The organism is Candidatus Avelusimicrobium aviculae (assembly GCF_949292495.1).
GTDB classification, from domain to species: Bacteria; Elusimicrobiota; Elusimicrobia; order Elusimicrobiales; family Elusimicrobiaceae; genus Avelusimicrobium; species Avelusimicrobium aviculae.
The window spans coordinates 1-18,036 of the sequence record NZ_CASEZB010000023.1; the positions used below are offsets into that span (position 1 = coordinate 1).

Annotated in this window: 18 protein-coding genes; 4 read left to right on the plus strand and 14 right to left on the minus strand. The window is 47.5% G+C overall.

All coding sequences use genetic code 11. From position 1 onward, the window contains the following. On the plus strand, positions 1–688 hold a 688-nt coding region (locus ACQY33_RS05270; protein WP_428074650.1), incomplete at its 5' end, for a hypothetical protein. Positions 689–834: 146 nt separating this feature from the next. On the opposite strand, the gene obgE is transcribed toward ACQY33_RS05270, so the two are convergent. From obgE to ACQY33_RS05310, 8 genes are all read right to left on the minus strand, one after another. Then, a complete protein-coding gene (gene obgE / locus ACQY33_RS05275; protein WP_428074652.1) occupies positions 835–2,214 on the minus strand; it encodes a GTPase ObgE in 1,380 nt (459 codons plus the stop codon). A gap of 25 nt (positions 2,215–2,239) precedes the next feature. Next, positions 2,240–2,395 (minus strand): hypothetical protein, encoded by a 156-nt coding sequence (locus ACQY33_RS05280; RefSeq protein WP_428074654.1) that lies wholly within the window; start codon positions 2,393–2,395, stop codon positions 2,240–2,242. Between the two features lie 85 nt (positions 2,396–2,480). Further along, positions 2,481–2,858 carry a 50S ribosomal protein L27 gene (rpmA, locus tag ACQY33_RS05285; protein WP_428074656.1) on the minus strand — a complete coding sequence of 126 codons (378 nt, stop codon included), beginning with the start codon at positions 2,856–2,858 and terminating at the stop codon, positions 2,481–2,483. Positions 2,859–2,879: 21 nt separating this feature from the next. Next, positions 2,880–3,191 carry a 50S ribosomal protein L21 gene (gene rplU / locus ACQY33_RS05290; protein ID WP_428074658.1) on the minus strand — a complete coding sequence of 104 codons (312 nt, stop codon included), beginning with the start codon at positions 3,189–3,191 and terminating at the stop codon, positions 2,880–2,882. A 128-nt stretch (positions 3,192–3,319) separates the two neighbouring features. Continuing rightward, positions 3,320–4,399, minus strand: a complete 1,080-nt coding sequence (mnmA, locus tag ACQY33_RS05295; RefSeq protein ID WP_428074660.1) for a tRNA 2-thiouridine(34) synthase MnmA — start codon at positions 4,397–4,399, stop codon at positions 3,320–3,322. A 106-nt stretch (positions 4,400–4,505) separates the two neighbouring features. Then, positions 4,506–5,738 (minus strand): HD domain-containing phosphohydrolase, encoded by a 1,233-nt coding sequence (locus ACQY33_RS05300; protein WP_428074662.1) that lies wholly within the window; start codon positions 5,736–5,738, stop codon positions 4,506–4,508. A 5-nt stretch (positions 5,739–5,743) separates the two neighbouring features. Continuing rightward, the gene (locus tag ACQY33_RS05305) at positions 5,744–7,030 is read right to left on the minus strand and encodes a 4Fe-4S dicluster domain-containing protein (protein ID WP_428074664.1); all 1,287 of its coding nucleotides are present in this window, start codon (positions 7,028–7,030) and stop codon (positions 5,744–5,746) included. Beyond that, positions 7,023–9,023: an FAD-binding oxidoreductase gene (locus ACQY33_RS05310; RefSeq protein WP_428074666.1), complete on the minus strand. Its 2,001-nt coding sequence runs from the start codon at positions 9,021–9,023 to the stop codon at positions 7,023–7,025. Before ACQY33_RS05310 ends, ACQY33_RS05305 begins: the two co-directional genes overlap by 8 nt. A gap of 77 nt (positions 9,024–9,100) precedes the next feature. Between ACQY33_RS05310 and ACQY33_RS05315 the strand changes: the two genes are divergently transcribed. Next, positions 9,101–9,895, plus strand: coding sequence for a metallophosphoesterase (locus tag ACQY33_RS05315; RefSeq protein ID WP_428074668.1), 795 nt, complete (start codon positions 9,101–9,103; stop codon positions 9,893–9,895). A 41-nt stretch (positions 9,896–9,936) separates the two neighbouring features. Here the strand turns inward: ACQY33_RS05315 and ybeY are convergent, their stop codons facing one another. The 5 genes from ybeY to ACQY33_RS05340 all read right to left on the minus strand — a co-directional run bounded on the left by ybeY (position 9,937) and on the right by ACQY33_RS05340 (position 14,611). Next, positions 9,937–10,380 carry an rRNA maturation RNase YbeY gene (ybeY, locus tag ACQY33_RS05320; protein WP_428074670.1) on the minus strand — a complete coding sequence of 148 codons (444 nt, stop codon included), beginning with the start codon at positions 10,378–10,380 and terminating at the stop codon, positions 9,937–9,939. A 3-nt stretch (positions 10,381–10,383) separates the two neighbouring features. Beyond that, a complete protein-coding gene (locus tag ACQY33_RS05325) occupies positions 10,384–11,322 on the minus strand; it encodes a PhoH family protein (protein ID WP_428074672.1) in 939 nt (312 codons plus the stop codon). A 39-nt stretch (positions 11,323–11,361) separates the two neighbouring features. Further along, positions 11,362–12,570 (minus strand): glucose-1-phosphate adenylyltransferase, encoded by a 1,209-nt coding sequence (glgC, locus tag ACQY33_RS05330; RefSeq protein WP_428074674.1) that lies wholly within the window; start codon positions 12,568–12,570, stop codon positions 11,362–11,364. A 23-nt stretch (positions 12,571–12,593) separates the two neighbouring features. Next, the gene (thyX, locus tag ACQY33_RS05335) at positions 12,594–13,223 is read right to left on the minus strand and encodes an FAD-dependent thymidylate synthase (protein ID WP_428074848.1); all 630 of its coding nucleotides are present in this window, start codon (positions 13,221–13,223) and stop codon (positions 12,594–12,596) included. A gap of 77 nt (positions 13,224–13,300) precedes the next feature. After that, the gene (locus tag ACQY33_RS05340) at positions 13,301–14,611 is read right to left on the minus strand and encodes a hypothetical protein (protein ID WP_428074676.1); all 1,311 of its coding nucleotides are present in this window, start codon (positions 14,609–14,611) and stop codon (positions 13,301–13,303) included. 58 nt (positions 14,612–14,669) lie between these two features. Here ACQY33_RS05340 and ACQY33_RS05345 point away from each other — a divergent pair, with 58 nt between their 5' ends. Next, a complete protein-coding gene (locus tag ACQY33_RS05345) occupies positions 14,670–15,053 on the plus strand; it encodes a MazG family protein (protein ID WP_428074678.1) in 384 nt (127 codons plus the stop codon). 161 nt (positions 15,054–15,214) lie between these two features. Continuing rightward, positions 15,215–15,778, plus strand: coding sequence for a type IV pilin protein (locus tag ACQY33_RS05350; protein WP_428074680.1), 564 nt, complete (start codon positions 15,215–15,217; stop codon positions 15,776–15,778). 296 nt (positions 15,779–16,074) lie between these two features. On the opposite strand, the gene ACQY33_RS05355 is transcribed toward ACQY33_RS05350, so the two are convergent. After that, positions 16,075–17,103, minus strand: a complete 1,029-nt coding sequence (locus ACQY33_RS05355; RefSeq protein WP_428074682.1) for a phytoene/squalene synthase family protein — start codon at positions 17,101–17,103, stop codon at positions 16,075–16,077. Positions 17,104–18,036 lie beyond the last annotated feature (933 nt).

Consider the following 18,036-nt stretch of genomic DNA (forward strand, 5'->3'; position numbering starts at 1 on the left):
TGGAACCATTACGTATACTTGGCAGGGGGAACCTACCTGCAGTTATAAGAAAACGGATAACTGCCAAGAAGAAGTCTGCCAACCCACAAAAGGGCAGAGCTATACGGAAGAGTGTCCGGATGGGCAGACAGGTACTATTACGTATACTTGGAACCAGGCTACTTGTAAGTATGACAAAACCCAAGATACTTGTGTGAATGCATGTGTTTGGCAGGCGACTTCTTGGGTAGAGAAAACTTTCACTCCTGGGGATGACGATACTTGTTATGATACTCGACCTTACTCTGCTAAATATTTTGATGAGGCGAGTTTGGAACAACAGAAAGCGTTCGGTAGAGACTGTGTCGATTGGCGCATGACTCCTGGTTATTCGGGCCAGGTACCTACGTGGAAAATATCGCAATATGTTGGTGTTGCTTGTCCTGGAGCAGCAAATGCAGGAATAGGATCTTGTCAGGGCTCTAATGATTATGATGTCTGTCAAAATATGGGAGGAGAGTTTTCTGTAAATTGGGACCACTTTGTTTATAAAAATCCTAAACAGTATCTAATTACAGATACTCGAGGGATAAATTGCAGTATGGGTGGCTCTAGTAACACCGTCTTTGGTTGTTTTTTACCTGATAATAAATTGGCCTATATCTGTTATACTGCTAGACAAAGAAGCCTGGCTTGTAAGACTGAATAACTCCACTTTACCAGACCTCCCCGTTGGCAACCCCAACGAGGAACAGCCCCCCGGACACGGGGGGCTGTTTGTTTATTAGGTTTATTGTAAAGGGTTGCCTGTTAAAAAAGAGCTTACTTGAGGGCAAGCTCTTTTTTATGTAGTGTTTAGTGTTTTTTGGCTTCCCGCCGCATGCGGCGTTTAGCCAAACGTTCCGCTTTGGTCTCACGCTGTTTGTAGCCGGCGTGCTCGGGGGTGACGGGGGCTTCTTCGTCGAAATTGCCGTTCCATTCAAATTCCCGTCCGCCCACCATCATGGGGTCCCCGTCTTGTACTCCAAATTTAAGCAGGGCTTTTTCCAGTCCGATTTTTTTGAATATTCCTCTTAGCCGGGTAACGGCCTGCGGCTGGGAAAAGTTGGTCATGCGGATAAATTCTTCCACTTTTTTGCCGGTAATATGTATCACGCCTTCTTCATCCCGTTCTATACGAAACATCGGCTCCACCTTATGTGTTGCCGTTGTTTTTTGGGGCTTTACCGGGGCAGGCACCGGGGTGACGGAAAGAACTTTCACCACTTCGTCCAGCACTTTGTCCACCCCTTCCCCCGTGGCGGCGGACATCAGCATTACTTTGTGTTTTTTAAATTTCTTTTTAATGCTTTCATACGCCTTTTGCGCGCAGGGCAAGTCCATTTTATTTACGGCGATGATACGCGGCTTTTTTGCCAGTTCTTTATCAAATGTTTTTAATTCATTTTCTATTACTTTTACCGAGGCGGCCGCGTCCATCGCGTCAAAGCCTTCCGGGTCCACCAAGTGTAAAAGCACGCGGGTGCGTTCAATGTGTTTTAAAAATTGATATCCTAAGCCTTTGCCCTCGCTGGCGCCTTCAATAATGCCTGGTATGTCCGCCGTGGCAAAGCTGCGCCCTTTGTGCATGGTAATGCCCAAATTGGGGTTTAAAGTGGTAAAAGGATAATCGGCTATTTTGGGGCGCGCGGCGGAAATGCGCGTTAAAAACGTGCTTTTGCCCGCGTTGGGAAAACCCACCAGCCCCAAATCCGCCAGTACTTTTAATTCTAAAATGAGGGTTACCTCCTCCCCGGGTTGGCCCAGTTCCGCAATGCGCGGGGCGGTGTTGTTGCGGGTTTTAAAAGATTGGTTTCCCCGGCCGCCGTTTCCGCCTTTGGCTACAATAACCTCTTGCCCGTGCTGGGTTAAATCCGCTATGACTTGCCCGTCTTGGCGGATGATGGTTCCGCAGGGGACCAGAATAATTTTATCTTCTCCCGCGCGGCCGGTTTTGTTATAAGTGCCGCCTTTTTCGCCGTTAGGGGCTTCAATATGCGGGTTGTAAGCCAGTTCCAAGAGGGTGGTCAGGTTGCTTTCGGCGCGGATAATCACGTCTCCGCCTTTGCCGCCGTTTCCTCCGTTCGGCCCGCCGAATTCTATGAATTTTTCTCTTCTAAAAGAAAGGCAGCCGTCCCCGCCTTTTCCGGCGGTTACATAAATTTTTACACGGTCTAAAAAGCTTCCTGATTGCATATCGTATCCTTACAAATTGCGCAGGCTAATTGTTTGTATCCCGTAATGCCTGCCCTACTAATTTTTTTGAAAGTTGCCGCTTGGCCTTGCCCCGCGCGCGTTTTACTTTGCGCCGTGCGGCGCTTTGCGTGCAGGTGTAGGTCCATTCGTCTTGTTTTACATGTAACGGGTCTTGCTTCATACTACATTTTACAACAGTTTTATTTCGTCAGGCGGATAAAAAAAGCGGCAGGACGAGTCCCGCCGCTTTTTAAAACCGTACGATTTTATTTAGCTGCTTCCGCTTTTTTGGCTTTGGCAGGCGCTTTTTTGGCCGCCGTTTTCTTGGCGGCGGGTTTAGCGGCCTTAGCCGTTACTTTTTTGGCAGCTTTGGTTTCTTTGGCTTCCCCTTCTTTAGGGTAGACGGAAACCTGTTTCTTGCCGCGGGTTACCCATTCAAAAGTAACGATGCCGGCCACGCGGGCGAAAAGGCTGTCGTCACTGCTGCGGGATACATTGTTACCGGGCAGGAATTTCGTACCGCGTTGGCGGACGATGATTTCCCCAGCGTTCACAAACTGGGAGCCGTAGCGTTTAATACCTAAACGTTGGCCGTGGCTGTCTCTTCCGTTAGAGGAAGAACCTTGTGCTTTTGTGTGTGCCATAGTTTATTGCTTTCTCCCAATTTACGCCAACTGGATGTCGGTGATTTTGATTTGAGTTAAATCCTGGCGATGACCGCGGGTTCTTTCGTACCCTTTTTTCGGTCTCTTTTTAAATACGAGGATTTTATGACCTCTCAAGTGTTTGACCACCTGAGCGGTGACCTTAGCCGTGTTAGAGGCTTTGGTATCTGCTGAGGTACCTTCTTCGTTAGCGGCCCAGAGAACTTTCAGTTCTACATTATCGCCGGCTTGCGCGTCCAGTTTTTCAACCTGCAGATCTTGACCGGGTTTTACCCAGTACTGTTTTCCACCAGTTTCAATAATTGCGTACATAATTTTATTTTACCAAATAAAGAGACAAAACCCCCGCCCAAAACCCTTGCGGTTTGGGCAGACAGGCTTTTGCCCTTCCTTAATTTGTATTTATATTATAGCATAAATGGGGCTTTTGCGGCTTATATTTAGCAGATAATACCCCCGCCAAGTACATTTTCCCCATCATATAACACGGCGGATTGCCCCGCCGTTACCGATAATTGCGGTTGCTCAAACACGGCGGACAATTTCCCGTTTTCTAACACGGTTACGCGGGCCTGGGCCGGAATATGCAGGTTGCGTATTTTGATCTGGCAGTCAAAAACCGGGGCCGGGGGCAGCCCGCTTACCCAGCTGACGTCCTCCGCTTGCAAAGAGGAAGAATACAGCGCCTCTTTGGGGCCGATAACCACTTGATTCTTTCGCGCGTCTATACGCACCACATACATCGGTGTTTTAAACCCGCTTATGCCTAAGCCTTTGCGTTTGCCTATGGTATAGCCCCAAATGCCGTTATGGCGGGCAACGGGGGTTCCGTCTTGTGTAACAATATCCCCCGGGCGGTTGGGAAAATTCAACAACTCATTATAATCCCCGCAGTAAAAATCTTGGCTGTCTTCTTTGTCCGCCACGGCCAGGCCCGCTTGGCGGGCTAAGGCGCGTATTTGCGGTTTTGTCATATCCCCCAGCGGAAATAAAACGCCGGCCAGCTGTTCTTGGGTCAGGCGGTGCAGGAAGTAGCTTTGGTCCCGTGCCGGGTCCGCCCCTTTTTTCAGTTGGTATTTGCCGGTTTGACTGTCAAAAAACACGCGGGCGTAATGGCCGGTGGCAAATTTATCAAAGGCGATTCTTTGCCGGCGGGCCTCTTGCGGAAGTACGCCAAACTTAATGCGGCTGTTGCAAATAACGCACGGGTTGGGCGTGTGCCCGCAGGCATATTCCTGCCGGAAATTTTCCAGCACGACTTGGCGGTAACGTTCCCGGCAGTCTATGGCAAAAAATTCTATATCCAAGCGTTTGGCAATGGCGCGTATTTCGCTTAAATCTTCCTTCTCCGGGGATAAGCAGGCGTTTTTGGCGTAAGGACCCGTGGGAACGGGGAGGGAAGGATCCCATATCAACATGGTGGCGCCGATGACGCGGTACCCCTGCTCTTTCAGCAGTACTGCGGCGGCGGCGGAGTCTACCCCGCCGCTTAAACCTATTAAAACGGTCTCTTTTTCCATCAAAATCCTCACAGTAAAAATTGTACTTAAGGTTGAAAGCCAAAAGGACACTATATTGTATTAATTTATAAAGGCGGAAACAAAAACAGCGCCTGCCAGGTGCTGTTTATAAACTTTCGGAAGCGTTTTGTTCTTGTGAATAGTCTTTGGCGGCTTGCGCGTCTGAGGCGGAGGAATTTTCCATTTCCTCTTTTGTGGCGTAAGAAGCCGCCGGGGAATATAATTTGCGAATGGAAGGATAAATTTTCTTAAAGGCGGCCACAATGCGCGGGTCAAACGCTTTGCCGGACTCCCCTACAATATACGCATAGGCATCGTCCGTCTTCCAGGCTTTTTTATACACGCGAAACACGCACAGCGCGTCAAACACGTCCGCCACGGTTACAATACGCGCTTCCACCGGTATTTCTTCTCCCTTTAAGCCTTTGGGGTAACCCCTTCCGTTCCATTTTTCGTGGTGGTAAAGACTCATTTTATGGGCGATTTGCAAAATCTTGGAGTGCGCCCCCTCTAAAATGCGTCCCCCGTAAACGGTGTGGGATTTCATGATTTCAAATTCTTCCGGCGTTAACTTGCCCGGTTTTAACAAAATATTATCCGCCAGCGCTACTTTGCCAATATCGTGCAGCGGGCTGGCGTTTTTAATTAAATCCGCTTCTTTTTTGCTCATGCCCAGCGCCAAGGCCAGCAGGTAAGAAATAATGCTGATGTTTTTTAAATGCGCGCGGGTGTCTTGCTGGTCACGGTATTCCGCGGTAACGGCCAGGCGGTATATGGTTTCCAGCTGGGCGACGTGTACGTCTTGGTATAATTTGGCTATTTCAATGGCGCTGGCGGCCAAAGTGGCCAGCAGAAGCAAAATGCCTTCGTCTTTTTTATCAAAAGGGGTGGCGTCTGACTTATTGGCTACCTGAAATACGCCCAGTACTTTTCCGGAATTGTTTTTAAGCGGTACGGCCAGCATGGTGTGGGTGCGGAAATCGGTTACCATGTCCACATCCATACAAAAACGGGGGTCTTCGTAAGCGTTGGGAAGATTAATGGTTTCGCCCGTGCGGGCCACAATGGATATAATGCCGCTGCCGTTTAACGGGACGCGTATTTCCGTATGTTCCAGCCCGCGCCCTTGGGCTATTTTGGACCAAAGCTCGTTTTTCTCTACGTCTTTTAAGTAGATGGTGCATCTCCCCACGTCTAACATTTTGGTAATTTGCTTGGCTATGATATCCAGCAGTTTATCCAAGCGCAATTCGCTAGAGACGCGGGTGCCGAATTCCACCAGCAGGTTCAGTTTCTCTTCGGCAGAAAGTTTGGGCGCTTCCAATTTGAACGATTGCATAAGCCTTACCCATTCAAACGTACTATATGTTCCGCCTTGGCGCTGGGGTAATACTTTTTTAACCAGTAATTAAGCTCCATGGCGGACAACCCGGAAAGGAAGAATACGGCGTCGGTCTGTGTCCGGGCGATGTCTTTTACCCTGCAAAAACACACCTCTTTAGATAAATTTTCCTTGCGGAAACTATAGCCAAACGGAGGTGTGGGTGTGTCCTTATACCCATAATGTAGCAAATTTTTCTTAAAAATAACACGAAATATTTTTTCCGTTTTTTCAAAAGCCTCATTTTCAAAAGAGAACAAGGCGCTTTTATCTATTTGAACCCGGTTTATGCCTTGGATTTGGGGCTTTTTAGGCAAATAATCCGCAATAAAACGCACCCGCGCGGCAAGGCGGCGGGCTTTGCGTTCCCACACTTTGCTGTGGGAAAAGAGACGCGGATAATTTTTGATAAAGAAAAATACGTCCGCCGAGTCCGTTACCACCGGGGTAGAGCCGTTTCCGGCTGACATCATTAGCTTTTGGGCGGCATGGCGCGCGCGCCGCAGGGAGCCGTATACATACTCAAACAACCCGCTGGAAACACCAAACAGCACTTTAGGTTGATGCCCCTGCAGTTTTTGGTATGCCGCCAGACCCAAAGAGCCGTCCAAATAAGCCGCTTCTAAAGAGGGAAGATATAAAACACCCGGGTTATGGGGAGGATTTTCTTTTTTAAGGTGTTGGCGTAAAAATGTAATTTTATGCGGGAGGATATCGTCGGCGTGGTTTATCCAGCGCAAAAAAGGAAGGCGGGTGATACCGCACGCGCGCAGCAGCTTTACGCCGTAGCTGTTGTGCGCCCAGCGGCAAAGAGCGGCTGTGGTTTCAAACAGGCGGGGGGAGGACGTCCTCCAGGATAAAATTTTGTGCAGCAAAACCGGAAGCGGCCTAACGCCCAATGCGCGCTGCATTTCCAGTACGTGTTCCGCCGTAGGAATTTTACCCGGGCAGCCGGCCGCGCATGCCCCGCACAACAGACAGGAAGCCATGCTTTTCTCTATGAGGCGGCGGTACGGGGCAATTTTAAATTTGCCTTCCAATACTAAACGCAAAATTTGGTTTCTGCCGCGTGGGGAGAAAAATTCTTCTTGGCGCAAACGAAAGGTAGGGCAGCTTTGCGCGCAGCTGTTGCAGCGGTTGCAAAAGCACACGCTGTCATAAAGAGAGCGTATACCCCCGGGCGCGGGCAGGGCGTCTATATGCTCTTTGGGGCGGCGTGGGTCTAACGTGGGGGAAAAGAATTCATTCATGGGTTTCTCTCTCTTTTACTTGACCGAATAAAAAGGCGGGGTCTGCGGCTTGTTTGACCGCTGTGAAGGCTTTTGGCCAAACGGAATTTTGCGCCGCCTGTTTACGCGCTAGGCGGTTTTGTGGGGTGGCATAAATTTTAAAAGTAAGTTCCGTAATAAGCCCCAGCTCCCCGGCGGAGCCGGCAAACAAGCGGCATAAATTGTATCCGGCGGCGTTTTTCATTATTTTACCGCCATAGCAGACAAGCTGGCCGGTAGGCAAAAGGGCTTTTAATCCGGTTACTTGGCGGGAAAATTCCGGGCAGATATTACAGGCGAAAGCTCCGCCCAAGGTTCCTTTATCCGCCGCTAAAGAAGAGAAAACGCCTTCTTTTTCCAACCGCTGGGCTAATTCCGCCGTGGATACCCCGGCCTGCGCCGTTACGGTATAGTTGTTTTTGTCCACTTCTATAATTTTGTTTAAACCGCGCGTGTTGAGAGGGGAGGACGTTGTATGTTTGCGGCGGGAACCCGCCCCCGTAACCCAAGAGGATATGTTTTGGTTAAAGCGTTTTTTTATTTCTTGGGCTAATTGTTCTTCCGCCGGGGATAAAGGCGTATCCGGGCGGCATTTTTCGGCAAAGTCCACCGGAATGATTTTGCCGGGGTTGGAAAGATGCTGCGGGTCCAGCGCGTTTTTTAAGGAAGAAAAAAACCCCAGCGTGTGTTTATCGTATTCAAAAGCCATGGCGGCGCGTTTTTCCACGCCAACGCCGTGTTCCCCGGATACCGTGCCCCCGCATTCCACGCAGGCCTGTAAAATTTCTTTAGCGGCTTTTGCCGCCAAGCTGGCCTGCAGGCGGTTGCGTTCATCAAACACTAAATGAGGGTGAAAATTGCCGTCCCCCGCGTGAAACAATAACCCCGCCGTTAACCCGTAACGGGAAATAATTTCATTTACTTTCTGTAAGGCCAGCGGCAACTGGCTGCGCGGGACGGTGCCGTCCCCCACCATAACGTTCGGCGCGGTAAGCGTGGTGGCCGCGTAAGCGGCGCGGCGCCCCAGCCACAGTTTGGCGCGTTCCGCCTCGGTCCGCGCGGCGGTGAAAGTTTGGCAGGAATTTTTGCGGCAAATTTCTTCCAGCCGGGCGGCCTCTGTTTCTATTTGTTTGGGGGTGCCGTCCAACTCCAAAATAAGCAAAGCCTGCGCGTCGGTAGGGTAGCCGGCGTGGGAAAATTCTTCCACCGTTTTGGTGGTGTAATTATCCATGGCTTCCACACAGCGGGGAATAATGCCTTGGGCGGCCAAATCGGTTACGGTTTGTATGCCTTCTTGCAAAGAAGAGAAAGTGACTAAAAAAGTTTTTATGTGTTTAGGCTCATCAATTAGTTTCAGGCGCAGTTGGGAAAACAGCCCCAGTGTGCCTTCACTGCCGCATAAAAAGCCAATCCAGTCCGGTCCCGGGTTGCCGCGGGTGAGATGTACAGTTTCCCCGGTGGGGGATATCCAATCCGCCTCCAATATGTAATCTGCCGTGCCGCCGTATTTCATACAGCGTGCGCCGCTGGCGTTTTGGGCGGCGTTACCTCCCAACGTACATACGCGCGCGCTGGCGGGATCCGGCGCGTATAAAAGGCCCAGGCGGGAGACTTGATCCTGCAAGTCTGCCGTTATTACGCCGGGTTGAACTTCGGCAAATTTTTCTTGGGTGTTAATAGTTAAGATGCGGTTTAAGCGGGTTAAATCCAATACGGCCCCACCATATAAAGTGGCGCATCCGCCCGCGTGGTTGGTGGCCGCGGCGCGCGGTGTAAACGGAATGTGGTGTTTAACTAAAAATTGGATAAGGACAGGGAGCGTTTTTCCCTCAGAAACTAAAATAACTACATCCGGCTTGGTGCGGGAGAGGGAGCAGTCATAAGAATAAAGCGATAAAGACAATGCGTCTGTAAGGACGTTTTGTTCTCCGGCAATTTTTTTTAGTTGTTTTAAAACGCTGCGGCTGATTTGCATATTTTTTAGTAAGATTGCACTTTTTTTACATGCTTTTTGTATACTATTATTATATTATTTCATAGGCCTGGCAGACTATGGTTAATGAAAAAATAACAAGAAAACTAATTGTTATTGGTGATGTGCACGGACAGTATGATTCTTTTGTTCGTATCTTGCGCCATGCCGGTTTGGTGGATGAACATTTAAACTGGTCCGGCGGGAATAACCGTTTGCTGCAAATGGGGGACATTTTTGACCGTGGTCCCCAGCCGCGCATGGTGGATGATTTGCTGGACAAACTGCAGCGCCAGGCCGGAGATATGCAGGGGGATATAATCCGCCTAATAGGAAACCATGAACTGGAACTTTTGCTTAGCAATTATTTAATTTCCGGTTTTAATAAAGAAGAGGCAAAATTAATCCGTGATAAATTAATCCGCCAAGTAATAAACGGGGAATTGCGCGCCGCCTATGCGTATAAAGGATATTTGTTTACGCACGCCGGTGTAACGCGCAAGTTGCTTAAAATTTTTGAATTACAGCTGGATGACCCCAATGCGGTTAATTTGTCTATGCTGATGAACATGATTTTCCGCGAAGCCATTAAGCATGAATTTTACCGCCATCCTATTTTTAACATCAGCATTACCCGCAGCGGGCCGGATAAATACGGCGGAATATTTTGGGAAGATTTGGATGATTTGTTAAATTCTTACCCGGTCAGCCCCATCACGCAAATTGTGGGACACACGCAGGTGGACCATATTGATTTAAATAACGGGCATAACATTGTGCCGGTGGATGTGGGGCTGCACCGAAAGCTGCAATATTTGGTGTTTACGGAAGGAAAGCCCGAAATTAAAGAAGCTCCTTTAGCCTCAGAAGTATAAAAACCGCCTTGAACAGGCGGTTTTTTAATGGTTGTTTATATTTATTGGGCCAGCGCGCGTGCGATAATTTTTTCTGCCTGCCGGTCCATTTCGGCGCGTTCGGGCGGGGTATGGTCGTCCATGCCGGTTAGGTGCAGGGTGCCGTGCACGGCGTACATCATCATTTCCTGCAAAAAAGTGTGCCCAAAATTTTTGGCTTGTTCCCGCGCCACCTGGTAGCAGACAAAAACATCTCCAAAAGCCCAAGGCTCCCCATGGGTAAACGGCGGCCGGGGTTGGTTGAAGGAAATGACGTCTGTCACGTAATGGTGGTTTAAGTACGCTTTGTTAATGCGCAGTATTTCTTTTTTGTCTACAAAAACAATATTTACTTCCGCCTTTTCTTTGCGGTATTCTCCCAATGCGCTCAGTACGGCTTTTTTAATAAGCCCCGTGCGGCGCAGGTGTTTGGGTACGTCCGTTTGATAAAAAATATTTACGTTCATAAATTATTTTTCCGGGTGTTTCTTTTCCCACTTGGTGTAAGCGGCTAAAATGTCTTTTACCAAAGGGTGGCGCACAATGTCTTGCGCTTCCATGGGGCAAAAGGCCGCCCCCGGTACATTCTTTAATATTTTTTGTATTTGCACCAGTCCGCTTTGTTGTTTGGGGGGCAGGTCAATTTGGGTTAAATCCCCGTTTACCACCATTTTGGAATGCAACCCCATGCGGGTAAGAAACATTTTCATTTGGGCGGGCAGGGTGTTTTGGGCTTCGTCCAAAATAATAAAAGCGTTTTCCAGCGTGCGCCCGCGCATGTAGGCCAGGGGGACGATTTCCAACACGTTATTGTATTTCATCGCGCGGAAACGCTCCGCGCCCAGCATGTCATAAAACGCGTCATAAATGGGGCGGAGGTAAGGGTCCACCTTTTCTTCAATATCGCCCGGTAAAAAACCCAGCTTTTCCCCGGCTTCCACAATGGGGCGGGTGACAACAACGCGTTGTACCAACCCCAGCTCCAGCGCGCGCAGCGCGCACGCGCAGGCCAGAAAAGTTTTGCCCGTGCCGGCCGGGCCGATGGAAATAACCAAGTCATTGGCAAAAACAGCCTCTATGTATTTTTTTTGGTTTTCCGTACGGGCTTCTATCGGGCGTGCGTGCTCGGGGCGGAAGAGGATGTTGTCGGCAAAGGGTTTTACGTCTTTTAACAAAGAAAGCGGTTTCTTTTGTGCGCTTAGCGCCAAGTCTTTTTGTATTTTAGCTAAGGCTTTGTCTACGCGGGAATTGGTGCCTTTAATAGTCAGTTCGGCCCCTTCGCCTTGGACGTTATATTTAATAAAACATTCCACGCGCATTTCTTTTTCTAGCGCGCGCAGTTTGCTGTCCTGTATGCCAAGAACCAGCAGGATTTCGTCTTGATTTTTTAATTTAACCGTTTTAAGCATAATAAAAAACCGCGCGGTTTTTGCCGCGCGGTTTGTGTGTTAGAATTTATTTTTCCCGCGCGGTATTACTACGATACCGGAAGGATCTATATAATATTTTTGGGCATCGGCTTCCGGGTCGTGCCCGATGGTTTGCTTGGGGGCTACCGTGTTAAAGCGGTCCATAATTACTTTTTTTAATTTGGCGCCGGCTTTAATTTCGCACGAGTCCATAATCACGCAGTCTTCAATTTCGGTCCCTTCGTGCACGATCACGCCGGAACTGAGCACGCTGTGTTTTATTTTGGCTTTGGGATAAATTAAGCACCCGCTGCCCAACATGGAGTCCGTCACCGTGCCGCCCAAATTTTTGACGGGAGGCAGCCGGGAGGAGGTGGTATTGATGGGCCACTGGGGGTTATTTAAATCCAGCTTAGGCTTGGGGCCCAGCAAATCCATATTGGTTTGCCAAAAAGATTCTATGGTTCCCACGTCGCGCCAGTAACCCTGTTCTTCATACGGCTTGGCGCCGGGGAGCGTTTGACTTTGGAAATTATAGGCGAAAGTGCGGTGGTCCGTTAAGATTTTGGGCAGTATGTGTTTACCAAAATCCAGGGCGGGCACGTCGCAAAAGCGTTTTTGCAGCACTTGCAGCAAAACATCCGTATTAAAAATATAATTGCCCATAGAAGCGTAAGCCATTTTTGGGTTTCCGGGTATAGGCTGGGGTTTAGCGGGTTTTTCTTCAAATTGGATAATGCGGTCCGTCTCGTCCACCCCGAGTACGCCAAAGGAAGAAGCCTCTTTAATAGACACGGAATTAGCCGCCACGGTAACATCCGCTTTGTTTTTTAAGTGGAAGTCTATCATTTGGCGTACGTCCATGCGGTAAATATGGTCCGCGCCGAAGATGGCTACCAAATCCGGGTTAAAATCTTTTACCAAGTTGATATTTTGGCGTACGGAATCCGCCGTGCCGCGGTACCAGATTTCACCCAAGCGCATTTGCGGCGGCACGCAGGTAAGGAAATGATCCGGTATGATACCTTCGTGACGCCAGGTAGTGCGCAGGTATTCAATTAAACTTTGAGACAGGTACTGCACTAATACATAAGACGAAAAAATGCCGGAATTTACAAAATTGGAAAGCACAAAATCCACAATTCTGTAATTGCCGCCAAACGGAACGGAGGGTTTGGAGCGGTCTTTCGTTAACGGATAAAGACGTTCCCCTTTCCCGCCGGCCATAATCATGCCCAGTACTCTCATAGAGCCCCCTAAATAAGGTAATTTTACTCGGAGCCTAACGGCAGTTTGCGGCTTAACTCCTCAAACGCTTCCCAAGACCACGGCATCTTTTCTTGGAAGATTTTGGCAATGGCGTCTGCGTAAACGCGTATTTCCCATTGGGCGTGTTTGTCTGTACGTAAAGATAAGAAGTTAAGTAAACTGCGGGCGTTAACGCTCCAGTAAAATTGGGTATATTGGCACACGGGCAAAACGCCGCGGGCCATTTCGCGGGCTACGCCGGCTTCTATCAGTTTATTGTAAGCGGCGTAAGAGGCTTCCACGCTGTCTTCATATAATTTAATCAGGGTTTCTTGATCTAAAGAAGAAGTGGGTACGGAGCCTTGTTTGTTTTTGGTATCCTGCCCGCGGAACTGGGAAGGAATATAAAATTCGTCTTTTACTTGGGTGTAGCGGGCGCTTACTTCGTTATAAGAGCCCCAGCGGTGGCGCATCCATTGGCGCGCTACAAAAATAGGGCAGCAAATATGAAATTGAAAATAACAATGTTCAAACGGGGTATGGTGCGCGTGTTCCAACAAATATTTAATTAAACGTTTGTCTTGTTCTTCCCCTTTGGATACCGCCCCAAAAGACACACGGGCGGAACTAACTACACGGTTATCCCCACCCATAAAATCTACCAGGCGGATAAAGCCTTTGTCTAACACGTCAATTTTTTCATTGGAATCAGTCACAGTAATCTCCCGGGTTATTTGGCTATGGCTTTTATGGAACTGTAGCCTTCTTCAAGCGTTTCTGCCGTTAAAATAGCGTCTTGCGTGCAAGCCGTATCATAGACGTAGCCGTCTAATTCCACGGTATCTTCGCTTACCAAACGACCTTTCTCTATATTAAGAAAATGAATTTTTCCGTCTTTGTATTGGCCAAATAAATCCGCCAGCAGGCCCAATTTGGCCGTATTTTGCGCGGCCACGATAACAGGCGTATTGCCTTTCTGATATACTTGCACCGACGGATAAAATTTTACCACGTCTTGTTTATATTTTACACGATTTGGGGTGGAAGAGAAAAGGCTTTTGCTTTTTGCCCAGCGCTCTTTGCCGGTTTGGGCCTTTAATGTCCCGCTGGAGGTGATGTATACCAGGCCGGTTTTGTCTTGTTCATACGGATAAAAATTAATCCCGTTTAACCATTCCCGTCGGGTGTTGATGTCATCTTTAGCCAACTCAAATTTTTTGCCGTTATATAATACCTTGCGGGCGTTGCCGGGATTGCCGCCCAAAACAAACGGCGTTTGCCCCCAAAGGGTTTTATCCGGGGAGCAGCCTATTTCTTTCACAAACGAGTTGAATGTGTTCGTTGTTTCCAAATTTTCGTTTTGGGCTTCCAGTACGGAGGTGGATATTATTTTGCGGGAAGGATTATAATAGCTGGCAAAAAGTTGGCTGGCTCCCGTTTTTTTCACGTCTACGGCGGAAATGGCGATAGGTTCTGTTCCCGCGGGGAGATGGGCCGTTAAAACGGGAGTTAACGTATCATTGGCGGGGGAGTATACGGTAACTTGGCCTTTATCGCTTAAGGTAATAATTTGGTTGGGGGCGGTAACGTTGCCCTCCGTTAAACTGACGATGGTTTGTTCCACCGGTTGATACGTGATAATCTTGCGGGAAGACTTTTCTTCTTTGGCGTTTTGCGCGGCAGCCGGGGTTTGGATTTGCTCCGGTTGACTTTCTAAAACCGCTTTTGCCCCGGCAGCGTATTGTTTAGCGTTTTTAATTTCGCCCACGGCGTAAAGGGGCTGCACCTCAGTAATAGTGCCCTCGGGAGAATATTGGTATATATCGCCCAGGTTTTTGCCGGTTTGGGGGTTGATAAGCGGCTCGGACGCCGTAATAATTTTAAACGAATCGCCTTTTTTAAGCGGGGAAGAAAGGGAAGAAATATCTAAATAAATTTTATCCCCGTCTTGTTTCACCACCACGGCTTGGGCGTTTTGCGCCTGTAAAGGTAAAAGGGCTGTTGTGAACAGCAAAAAAGCGGCAAGAATATTTATTTTCATATAATAACTGTATAGCATTTTTTAGAAGGCCTAACAACCAAAAAGGAGCATGCATTATATGACGCACAGTTTTGATGAATTGGTAGAAACTTTTGCCATTTTGCGCGGCCCCAACGGCTGCCCGTGGGATAAGAAACAAACGCATGAAAGCTTAATTAAATGTTTGCAAAATGAAAGCCAGGAACTGATAGAAGCTATTGAGAAAAAAGACGATGAAAACATGAAGGAAGAATTGGGGGATGTTCTCTTGCAGGTGCTTATGCACAGCCAGCTGGCCGCGGAAGAAGGCAAATTTACCATACAGGACGTAATAGACGGTTTGTATGAAAAGTTGCACCGCCGTCACCCGCATGTGTTTGGCCAGTATCCCAAAGCCGCCACGCCTGAGGAAGCCCTGGCGGTATGGAAGGAAATGAAAAAGAAAGAGCACCGTTATCAATAGATAATTCAAATTCGTCCGATCGGAAAAGTGGGACTCTTTTTATAGTAAGATAAAAACCGAACGATACCCCTTCTCTTTATTGTCCTTTGTTGTAAAGCCTTTCTTTGTTTTTTTTTTTTGATATAGTGGGTTTAATGTTGTGCAAGAGGGGGGTACAGGTTATGAATAAAAAGGGCGGATTTACACTAATAGAGCTGTTAGTGGTGGTTCTGATAATAGGAATTTTAGCTTCTGTGGCTGTGCCCAGTTACCGGAAAGCGGTTCTAAAATCACAGGCGGCGGAGCTTCTCACCTTGGCAAACAGTGCGCTTAAGGCTCAGCAGGTATATTATATGAGCACAGGCACTTATGCTTTTGATATGGACGCTTTAGATTTGGATTTTCCGGGTGAGCCCTATTCTGGACCGGTTTCATGGGCAATCAATCCTGCTTTTTTCCCAAATATGCGTGCGCATGGAAATGTGGCGATTGCTTTTCATAATAATCAAGAAATGGTTGTTATGTTAATTGACCGCAAAGGCACCAGCACATCTACCATCGCGGCTGTTGGGTTTGTAGTTACGATAGCCAACAAAGTACACTCCGGGGGATCAGTGCGGACAACGCCGGGGGAAATATACTGCTGGCAATATGGGGGTGCGGCTGAAGCGCAGAATCCATATAGGGCTAATTTCTGTAAGATAGTTGGTTGGCCTAATCGATTAGGAGAATATTGGACTCAGTAGATTTCTCTGTTTTTTGAGGAAAACATCCTTATACATTAATTTCTGCTGTATAACACAAAAATAAACCCCCGCGTATCATCAGTCGGGGGTTTAGCTCATTCTTGTCATTACCATGACTTATGTTCCTCTTTCTTCCGGGGGCAACGCATCTGGGTCTTCACGCAATCGGGATACACGCTGTGCATCCAGCAACTGCAACCAAAGATGTCGGGCTTTCCCGGAGTACTTTGTACTTATACTTTAATAAAGAAACCGTAAAATTCAAGGGCGAAAAAGGGCCTATAAAAATTAGGCCCTTAAAGGGTGTTTTTAAAAGAAGAGAAAAGCGCCATTTTGTTTTCAAGCCATTTGGCAAACAGGCGGTTACTGGGCAATACAAAAGGGGAGAGAAGCATTGTTTTATAAATCACCCGCCGTGGAATTTTAACCCGGTGTGCAACATCCAATAAATTTTGTTCCTGATATACCTTATATAAGGTGTCCGCCGTCCATAACACCGGCCAGGCCACCGCCGCCCGGTGCCGCAGCTGGGTTTTTGGCAGCGCCTGCATGTATTCAAAAGCGGATTGCAGTTTGCTTAATCCCCAATATATCCATTTTTGTTTGATGGGCTCAAAGCGGGGAGAGTTTTTCGGCTCTAATAAATCTTGCGGGGTTAACCCTAAAGGGGATAATTCCTCCAACGGGAAATAGCAGCGCCCGATGCGTAAATCTTTGGGCAAGTCCCGCAGAATGTTGACGATTTGCAAAGCGTCCCCAATGTTTCTTCCCAAAAGGAGCAAACGTTCTTTTTCAATAGGCAGGCGTACGGTTTGCGTAATGAGGGTGCTCCAAAATACGCCGGGCGCTCCGCCCATTAAATGGCAGTAGTGCTCCAAATCTTGTGCCGTGTGCAAGGAGGCGATTTGTCCGGAATTTTCCGCCGGGAAAGTTTGCAGGTCCATCTGCATGCCGTTGCATACTTGGCGGGCTACTTCCAATACGGCTTGTCGCTGGGGTGCGCAAAGCGCCTGAAATGCCCGTAAACAGCAAGGGAGATTTTCTAATAGTTCTTTCTCGTAAGGATTATCCGAAGAACCGCATATTTCTTTTACTAATTCCTTCTGTTCTTTTTCATTCGGAAGAGCAATCATTTGCGGATATTTGGCTATCCAGTACAAGCGGCGCTGAGGCGGCAAAAGAGAAGTGTCTGCGATACTGTCCGCATAGCGGCATAACAGATAAGCAATGCCAAAAGCATCCCGTATGGTGCGGGGTAAAATGCGCGCACTTAAATATAAACTGCGCGAGGTGTATTTCAAAAGGGTCTGCGTTTGCTTATCCATATATATAAGGATAGCAAATTTTAGAAAAAGGGCGGCGTTTTCTCTCCCCCTCATATATGTAGCAAGCCGATTGCATTTTTACCGCGGCAGGAGCGGCTTGCTCTTTTTATAGAAAAAGGATATAATAATAACAACAGGGCAAACAGGTTTTGCCCATATGCAAATATTTGGTGCGTTTTTTGTAAAAGAAAGCAACAAAAAAGATTTTCCCGACGGAGAAAAAACGCTTGACATTCTTTTGCAAATTATATACACTAGATATATAAGGAAACAAAAAGGATTGTTTCCACAGAAGCTCAAGGACCCCTTTTCAAAATATTTTTTGAAAAAGATGAAAAAGGGGCTTGACATTTCTGTCTTTTTTTGATAGACTATATTTCGTAGTCGTAATTGTTCTTTTAAATATTCACTTAACAAAACTTCTGGTTTTTGTAAGTCTGAAGCAAGCAGAAAACTTTTTGGCAGCGAAACGTCACCTTATATAGAGAAAAGGCAGAAGACGGACTGAGCCCAGCCGGACAAGTTAGTCTTGCGGGTCTTGCAAAAACAATTAGCTGTACCGTTAAGTCTTTGCCCCTCCGGTCCTAAGCGGCCATGAATTTCTTGAATATTCCAAGAAGTTTTAAAAAAGACTTGACACAAACAGATAAATTTGCTTTAATAATAAATGTAGTAACAAGCATAGCGGAAATCAACCTTAATAAAAAGTGCTTGACAAACGCAAAAAAATATGCTTTAATAAAAGAGTAGTAAAGATTTTGACAAGCCGAGCAGTTGATAAATAAAGCTTTAAAAAAGGCTTGACAAAATAAAAAAGATTTTGTTATAATATCTTTACAGCTTTAACAGCGTAAAGAAGTGAAAAACTTTCCTTTGCCTCTTGAAAAAGAGAGCAACGAGGAAGTTTCGTTCTCTGAAAATTTGACAGCAATG